Genomic DNA, 7,458 nt, shown 5'->3' on the forward strand with positions numbered 1-7,458 from the left:
CATCCCCCGCCCACCCCCCATAACTAAACTTATACTTTCGTCGGCAGCGTCATTTGTTTATAAGACACAGCCCTCCCCCTGCCCTGTCAAACGCGGAATGGCCGTCGGATCCGAGATCTCGGATCCGACGGCCATTGCGCAGGGCGTCACCGTCACCGGCGGATGCTCGGCTTCAGCTCCAGGAAGCGGGCGAGCATGCCGTTGACGAAGGCCGGGGAGTCGTCCGTGGAGAACTCCTTGGCGATCTCGACGGCTTCGTCCAGGACGACCGCGTCCGGGACGCCGTCCTCCCAGATCAGCTCGTAGGCGCCGAGCCGCAGGACGTTGCGGTCCACGATCGGCATCCGGTCGAGGGTCCAGCCCACCGCGTACTGTTCGATGAGGTCGTCGATGCGACGGGCGTGCTGGACGTACCCCTCGATGAGCTCCATCGTGTACTCGCCGACCTGGGGGGTGCCCTCGTCGGGCTTCGGCTCGCGGGCGCGGGCCACCCAGTCGGCGAGGACCTGCTGCGGGTCGACCCCGCGGTGGTCGGCCTCGAAGAGGATCTGGAAGGCCCGGGTACGGGCCTTGCTACGTGCGGCCGACACGGACTTACTTCACCCGGCCGAGGTAGCTGCCGTCGCGGGTGTCGACCTTGACCTTCTCACCGGTGGTGATGAAGAGCGGCACCTGGATCTCGGCGCCGGTCTCCAGCGTGGCCGGCTTGGTGCCACCGGTCGAGCGGTCGCCCTGGACGCCCGGCTCGGTCTCGGCGATCACCAGCTCGACGGCGGCCGGCAGCTCGATGTAGAGCACCGCGCCCTCGTTGGTGGCGACCAGGGCCTCGAAGCCCTCCAGCAGGTAGTTCTTGGCGTCGCCGACGACGGCCGGCTCGACCGTGATCTGGTCGTAGGTGTCCATGTCCATGAACACGAAGTTCTCGCCGTCCTTGTACGAGAACTGCATCCCGCGCTTGTCGACGTTGGCGGTCTCGACCTTGGTACCGGCGTTGAAGGTCTTGTCGACGACCTTGCCCGTCAGGACCTCCTTGAGCTTCGTACGCACGAAGGCCGGGCCCTTGCCGGGCTTGACGTGCTGGAACTCGACGACGGACCAGAGCTTGCCGCCCTCCAGCTTGAGGACCATGCCGTTCTTGAGATCGTTCGTGGAAGCCACGGGCGCACTTACTCCTGGATATAGCTGTCAAGGAACCAAGGGTCGCGTCCTGCAGTCGACGGCCTCCGGGGCCGCCGTCACAGGGCGAGGAGCTCCTTGGTGGTGATGGTGAGCAGCTCGGGCCCGCCCTCTTCGAGGGGGCGCACGACGAGCGTGTCCTCGATCCGGACCCCGCCCCTGCCCGGGAGGTGGACCCCCGGACCGACGGTGACCGGTACGCGGCTGTCCAGTTTACCCATGTCCGACGGGCCGAGGCGCGGCGCCTCCCGGATCTCCAGCCCGATGCCGTGGCCGACCGGGCGCGGCGAGGCCTCCGTGTGGCCGGCCGCCTCCAGGACCTGCCGGGCCACCCGGTCGGGCACGCACTGCTCGACGCCCGGTCCGAGCGCCTCCCGGCCGGCCCGCTGGGCGCGGAAGACCAGCCGGTGCAGCTCGACCTGCCAGGGCGCGGGAGCGGCGCCGATCACGAAGGTCCGGGCGGTCGAGACCCGGTAGCCGCGGTACTGGGCACCCATCACCACGGTGAGGAAGTCGCCCTCCTCCACCCGGCGGTCGGTCGGCTGGTGGGCGGGCTGGCCGGAGTGGCTTCCGGTGCCCACCGACACCGGGAAGGCCGCCCGGTCGGCGCCGTGGTCGATCATCCGGCGCTCCAGCTCCATCGCCAGGTGCCGTTCGGTGCGGCCGACCAGGATCGACTCCAGCAGCTCGCCGAGCGCCTGGTCGGCGATCTCGGCGGCGATCCGCAGGTCGGCGATCTCGTGCTCGTCCTTCACGACCCGCAGCCGCTCCACCCCCTGGCCGAGGTCCCCCAGCCGGGCCCCCTCCACCAGGCCCGCCACCGCCCGGTGCCGGGTGACGGTCAGGTCGTGCTCCTCCACCGCGAGGTTCCGCACGCCGAGCCGCCCGGCCGCGGCCGCCGCGGCCAGCGCGGTGTCCGCCCCGGCCGGCACCGGCACCTGGGTGACCTCCGCGTCGATCAGGTGCTCCCCCGAGTCGTCCGGCGGCAGGTCGTCCGGCAGCGACAGCAGCGCCCGCTCCCGGGTCAGCAGCAGCGTCGCCCCGCAGGGCGCGCAGCCCGTCAGGTACCGCACGTTCGCCGCCCGGGTGACCAGCGCCGCATCGGCCCCGGCCGCACCGCAGTGCGCCCTCACCCGCTCCCGCCGCCCCGCGTACGCATCCACCATGCGTCGAGCCTACGAACCCCCGGCCCGAAGCGCCCGCCGAGCGCCCGCGAAGAGCGCCGAACGCCCCCGGGGACGTTCCGGATCAGCGCGGCGGAGGGACCGACACCACCATGGTGAGCCGCAGTTCCCGCTCGCCCGCGTTGCGGTAGACGTGCACGTGGGAGGCGTCGAAGGAGACCGTGCTGCCGGCCGGCACCGTGTGCACCCGCTCGCCGTGCACCAGGGTCAGCTCGCCCGCGAGGACCCGCAGGATCTCCACCGTTCCGGTGGGGTGCGGCTCGGCCGGGTACTCCTCGCCCGGCGCCATCCGCCAGTCCCACAGCTCCAGTGGCCCGGGCGCCTCGATCCCGTGCAGCAGGGTGCCGGTGCCGCCGTGCGGCCCGGTCCAGAGCGGGACGGCCTGGTCGCCGGGCACGATCCGGACGTCCGGGCCCTCCTCGTAGTCGAGCAGCGTGGCGATCGAGACGCCGAGGGCGTCGCCGATCCGGACCACGGTGGCCACGCTGGGGTTGGTGCGGCCCTGTTCGATCTGGACGATCATCCCGCGGCTCACCCCGGAGCGGGCGGCGAGGGCGTCCAGGGTGTGGCCGCGCTCGGTGCGCAGCCGCTTGACGTTCCGGGCGAGGGCCCGGGAGACGAGGTCGGGGTCCGGCACGCGGGCAGTCCTCCGGTGTCCACCGTACGAGACGTACAGAATATTGTTCGGCCGAGTTCAGTTCAGTGCACTACGCTGCCGTTCCAGCAACGAGTCCATCCGACTGTACTTCGGAGTGCATTGTGCTGTCCTCCAGCCTGTCCCCGGTCCCCGGGGCCCCGATCCGCGAGATCCTGCCGTGACCGTCCTGCTCGCCCTCTCCGCCAGCCTGCTCACCGGCCTGGGCGACTTCGGCGGCGGCGTCCTCACCCGCCGGCTGCCCGCGCTCGCCGTCGTGGTCGTCTCCCAGGCCGCGGCCACCGTCGTCCTGCTCCTCGCGGTCCTGGCCACCGGTGGCTGGGCCGACGCCTCCCCCGCGCTCTGGTACGCCGTCGCCGCCGGGGTGATCGGCCCGTTCGCGATGCTCGCCTTCTACCGGGCGCTCGCGCTCGGCCCGATGGGTGTGGTGTCCCCGCTGGCCACCGTCGGCGTCGTGGTGCCGGTCGGCGTCGGACTCGCGCTCGGCGAGCGCCCCGGCCTCGGCCAGCTGGCCGGGATCGCGGTGGCGGTGGCCGGCGTGGTGCTGGCCGGCGGGCCCGAACGCGGCGGGCCGTCCGCCGCCCGCACGGCCCTGCTGCTCACCCTGGCCGCCGCGTTCGGCTTCGGCGCCACCATGTCCCTCCTCTCGCAGGCCTCGGCCGGCGGCGGACTGCTGCTCGTGCTGTGCGTCCAGCGGCTGGTCAACGTCCTCGTCGGCGGGGGCGCGCTGCTGATCGGCCCGCGCGGAACCGACACCTCCGGACTGCTGCCGGAGCTGCGCTCCCGGCTGCCCCTGCTCACCGGCGTCGGCCTGGTCGACGTGGCCGGCAACGCCACCTACGCGCTGGCCTCGCACGGCGGCTCGGCGGCGGTGGCCGCCGTACTCGCCTCGCTCTACCCCGTGGTCACCGCGCTGATGGCACGCGGGGTGCTCAAGGAGCGGCTGCGCCCGGTCCAGGTGGTCGGCGCCGGGCTCGCCGTCGCGGGCACCCTGCTGCTCGCCGCGGCGTGACCGCTATCCCTGCCCGGTGGGCGTCCAGCGCTTCTCCAGGCCGGCCAGCTTCCAGTACGCGATGGCGATCGCCCAGACCACCACGAACAGCCCCGCGATCGCGTAGCCGACGTTGTCCAGCGAGATGTCCGCGATGAATCCGGTCACCGGGTCGGTCAGGTCGAGCTTCTCGTGCAGCACGCCGACCAGCTCGATGGTGCCGATGATGAAGGCCACCGCGATCGACAGCCCGGTGATGGTCAGGTTGTAGTACACCTTGCGCACCGGGTTGGAGAAGGCCCACTGGTACGCGAAGTTCATGAACGTCCCGTCCAGGGTGTCGAACAGGCTCATCCCAGCCGCGAACAGCAGCGGCAGGCAGACGATCCCGTACCAGGGCAGCCCGGCCGCCGCGCCCGAACCGGCCATCACCATCAGCGTCACCTCCGTCGCGGTGTCGAAGCCCAGGCCCAGCACCATGCCGACCGGGAACATCTGCCCGGGCCGGGTGATCGAGCGGGTCGCCCGGTTCAGGATCCGGGCCATGAAGCCGCGCGAGTCGAGGTGCTGCTCCAGCTCCGCCTCGTCGTACCTCCCGGCGCGCATCGAGCGGAACACCTTGAGGATCCCGAGCAGCGCCGCCAGGTTGAGCGCGCCGATCAGGTAGAGGAAGGCGCCGGAGGCCGTGGTGCCGACCAGCCCGAGCCACTTGTGGGTGGTCGAGTCGTCGTCCATCAGGGTGTTCGCCAGCTGGGCCCCGCCCGCCACCAGGGCGGCCATCAGGACCACCATCGAGGAGTGGCCGAGCGCGAACCAGAAGCCGACCGAGACCGGCCGCTTGCCGTCCGCCATCAGCTTGCGGGTGGTGTTGTCGATCACCGCGATGTGGTCGGCGTCGAAGGCGTGCCGCATGCCCAGGGTGTACGCCGTGATGCCGAGGCCGACCCCGAAGACCTGGGTGCCGACGGCGTAGTTGTGCGGGGCGACCAGGAAGACGAGCGTCCCGAACGCCACCACGTGCATGGCCAGGATCACCCCCATCAACCCGGCGGTACGGATGGTGTCCTCGCGCTTCCACCGGAAGGCGGGGAGGACGGAGGGGGCCGCCTCGGCGGGAGTGGCGGTTTCGGGCAGGGTCATCTTCGGATCACGCTCCAGCACCTCGTGGAAAGACTTCGTGAGATGCCGTGGCCGGTCTCCTGGCTTACGGGGCTTCCGGGCCCGCCTTCCCAGGCGCACGAGGCGCCCAGTGGCACGTGGGTCCGGACAACTCTCCCCCGATCACAGTGGCGAGGGCCGCTCCGGACTGGGACCTGTTGATGGTCCGTCACCGGTATTCCCGAGCACCACGGCGGGGAACACCGTAGGGGCAGGACCTCACCCTCGCAAGGTTGCGCACCTGTGCAGGTGTCCAGGATCACAGGTCGTGAGCTGCCAGAATGTCCGCATGCATCTCGTACCGGCCGACCGCGCGGGCCACCGCACCATCGACGGGCACCGGGTCTGCGAAGCCATCGCCGCCATCGGTGACACCGGGCACGTCCGCTCCTGGGCCGAGCGGTTCTCCCTGCTCGCCGACCCCGGCCGGCTCGCCCTGCTGCTCGCCCTCCACCGGGCCGGCCCGCTCGCCGTCAGCGACCTGGCCGTGGCCACCGGCATGCGCGACCCCGCCGTCTCCCAGGCCCTGCGCCTGCTCCGCACCGCGGGAGTGGTCACCGGCGACAAGGACGGACGCGTGGTGCGCTACCGGCTCGTGGACGACGGCATGCGCCCCCTCCTCGACGAGTGCGCCGCCGCCGAGCACGAGGAGCCGACCGCGGCCGCGGGCTGACCGGGACCGTCCACCCGTCCGCTCCCTGCGACCAGCCCGGGCCCTGTCCACGGCGTGGGCCGGCCGCCGGGGCTGACTCCGCCTCAGGCCGCCTGGCAGGTGGGACACCAGAACAGGTTGCGCGCCGCGTGCTCCTCCGTCCGCACCTCGGTGCCGCACACCAGGCAGGGCATCGCGGCGCGGCGGTAGACGTACACCTCGCCGCCGTGGTCGTCCACCCGGGGCGGGCGGCCCATCGCCTCGGGGGTGTGCTCGGGACGGACGGTGTCGATCCGGCCGGCGGCGACGCCCTCCCGCATCAGGGCGACCAGGTCGGCCCAGATCGCGTCCCACTCGGCGCGGGTCAGGTCACGGCCGGCCCGGTGCGGGTTGACGTGGTGGCGGAACAGCACCTCGGCGCGGTAGACGTTGCCCACCCCGGCCAGCACCTTCTGGTCCATCAGCAGCGCGGCGACCGTGGTCCGGCTGCCGGATATCCGGCGCCAGGCGGCCTCCGGGTCGGCGTCGGCGCGCAGCGGGTCGGGGCCGAGGCGCGCGGCGACGGCGGCCTTCTCGGCGTCGGTGACCAGGGCGCAGGTGTTGGGGCCGCGCAGGTCGGCGTAGCCGTCGTCGTTGGCCAGCCGCAGCCGGACCAGGCCGACGGGCTCGGGGGCGGGGCCGGCGCCGAAGCCGAAGCCGCCGTAGAGGCCGAGGTGGATGTGCACCCAGGCGCCCTCCTCGAAGCCGAGGAAGAGGTGCTTGCCGGTGGCCTCCGCGCCCGTGAGCAGCTGCCCGTCGATCGCCTTGGCCTCGTCGGCGAAGCGGCCCTGCGGGCTGGACACCCGCACCGGACGGCCGCCGAAGGCCCGGCGGTTCTGGCCGGCGAGGCGGTGGATGATGTGGCCTTCCGGCACGGGCGTCAGCTCCCCGGGTGGTTCTGGCGGGACCGCTCCATCATCGCAGCCGCCACCGACAGGTCGAAGGTCCGCAGGTCAGCGGACCGGCATCCCCATCAGCCGGGCCAGGATGACGCGGTCCAGCTCGGCCGCCGTACCGGCGACGTCCAGGTAGGAGTTGTCGATGATCGGCAGCCCGGAGTTGTACCAGCCGGCCATCCGCCCGTGGATGCGCGCCACCTCCTCGTCGCCGAGCCGCCTGGTCCCGCTGCGGCGGGCGTTGCGGCGCAGCACCGAGTCCAGGCTGGGCAGCAGCACGACCGGGATCATGCCCGGGCCGATGTGCCTCTTCCAGCCGCCGAGGCCGATCGCCGGGCGGTCCGGGAAGACGGCGTCGTCGATGATGCAGGAGATGCCGTTGGCCAGGTAGTTGCGGCAGGCGAAGCCGCAGGTGCGGCGGGCCAGCCGGTACTGGGCCTCGGAGGCGTTGTTCCAGCCGGACTGCGGGTTGGCGAAGCCCGACTGCACCCACTCCCGGACGTCGTCCAGACTGATGTGCGCGGTCGGGGTGGCCCGGCGCTCGGCCCAGTACCGGGCGACGGTGGTCTTGCCCGCACCGGCCGGGCCGATCAGCAGGACGGCGATCGGCCCCGCGGGCGCGTGCCGCTGCGGCGGGTGGGCGGGAAGCTGGACGGGCGTGCCGGCGGGCAGCACGAAGTGCCCGGTACCGCCGGCCGGTACGGGCG

9 protein-coding genes and 1 riboswitch are annotated in these 7,458 nt (G+C 72.6%); of the genes, 2 read left to right on the top strand and 7 right to left on the bottom strand.

What is annotated here, in order from left to right:
• Positions 1 to 152: 152 nt before the first annotated feature.
• The 4 genes from nusB to ACFV1W_RS39540 form a co-directional block, all read right to left on the bottom strand.
• The gene (gene nusB, locus ACFV1W_RS39525) at positions 153 to 590 is read right to left on the bottom strand and encodes a transcription antitermination factor NusB (protein ID WP_030290257.1); all 438 of its coding nucleotides are present in this window, start codon (positions 588 to 590) and stop codon (positions 153 to 155) included.
• Between the two features lie 4 nt (positions 591 to 594).
• Positions 595 to 1,158: an elongation factor P gene (gene efp / locus ACFV1W_RS39530; RefSeq protein ID WP_380422298.1), complete on the bottom strand. Its 564-nt coding sequence runs from the start codon at positions 1,156 to 1,158 to the stop codon at positions 595 to 597.
• 77 nt (positions 1,159 to 1,235) lie between these two features.
• Positions 1,236 to 2,342, bottom strand: coding sequence for an aminopeptidase P family protein (locus ACFV1W_RS39535; RefSeq protein WP_380422299.1), 1,107 nt, complete (start codon positions 2,340 to 2,342; stop codon positions 1,236 to 1,238).
• Positions 2,343 to 2,424: 82 nt separating this feature from the next.
• Positions 2,425 to 2,997: a helix-turn-helix domain-containing protein gene (locus ACFV1W_RS39540; protein WP_380422301.1), complete on the bottom strand. Its 573-nt coding sequence runs from the start codon at positions 2,995 to 2,997 to the stop codon at positions 2,425 to 2,427.
• A gap of 178 nt (positions 2,998 to 3,175) precedes the next feature.
• Here ACFV1W_RS39540 and ACFV1W_RS39545 point away from each other — a divergent pair, with 178 nt between their 5' ends.
• Entirely contained in the window at positions 3,176 to 4,027 is an 852-nt protein-coding gene (locus ACFV1W_RS39545) for an EamA family transporter (protein WP_380422303.1), read from the top strand.
• Positions 4,028 to 4,030: 3 nt separating this feature from the next.
• Here ACFV1W_RS39545 and ACFV1W_RS39550 read toward each other — a convergent pair whose 3' ends face one another.
• Positions 4,031 to 5,146 carry a HoxN/HupN/NixA family nickel/cobalt transporter gene (locus tag ACFV1W_RS39550; protein WP_380422304.1) on the bottom strand — a complete coding sequence of 372 codons (1,116 nt, stop codon included), beginning with the start codon at positions 5,144 to 5,146 and terminating at the stop codon, positions 4,031 to 4,033.
• Positions 5,147 to 5,177: 31 nt separating this feature from the next.
• Positions 5,178 to 5,372: riboswitch (cobalamin riboswitch) on the bottom strand.
• Positions 5,373 to 5,453: 81 nt separating this feature from the next.
• Here ACFV1W_RS39550 and ACFV1W_RS39555 point away from each other — a divergent pair.
• Positions 5,454 to 5,837 carry an ArsR/SmtB family transcription factor gene (locus tag ACFV1W_RS39555; RefSeq protein WP_380422305.1) on the top strand — a complete coding sequence of 128 codons (384 nt, stop codon included), beginning with the start codon at positions 5,454 to 5,456 and terminating at the stop codon, positions 5,835 to 5,837.
• A gap of 83 nt (positions 5,838 to 5,920) precedes the next feature.
• On the opposite strand, the gene ACFV1W_RS39560 is transcribed toward ACFV1W_RS39555, so the two are convergent.
• Together ACFV1W_RS39560 and ACFV1W_RS39565 are read right to left on the bottom strand one after the other, a co-directional pair.
• Positions 5,921 to 6,730, bottom strand: coding sequence for an Fpg/Nei family DNA glycosylase (locus tag ACFV1W_RS39560; RefSeq protein WP_380422307.1), 810 nt, complete (start codon positions 6,728 to 6,730; stop codon positions 5,921 to 5,923).
• Between the two features lie 78 nt (positions 6,731 to 6,808).
• Positions 6,809 to 7,458 (bottom strand): AAA family ATPase (locus ACFV1W_RS39565; RefSeq protein ID WP_380422308.1); only part of this gene is annotated, 650 nt, incomplete at its 5' end.

It is taken from the genome of Kitasatospora sp. NPDC059648, from assembly GCF_042734825.1.
Classification (GTDB): domain Bacteria; phylum Actinomycetota; class Actinomycetes; order Streptomycetales; family Streptomycetaceae; genus Kitasatospora.

Bases quoted from the DNA above. Each gene is read 5' to 3' on its own strand.
- ACFV1W_RS39535 (WP_380422299.1), bottom strand. From the start codon at position 2,342: ATGGTGGATGCGTACGCGGGGCGGCGGGAGCGGGTGAGGGCGCACTGC.
- ACFV1W_RS39555 (WP_380422305.1), top strand. From the start codon at position 5,454: ATGCATCTCGTACCGGCCGACCGCGCGGGCCACCGCACCATCGACGGG.
- ACFV1W_RS39550 (WP_380422304.1), bottom strand. From the start codon at position 5,146: ATGACCCTGCCCGAAACCGCCACTCCCGCCGAGGCGGCCCCCTCCGTC.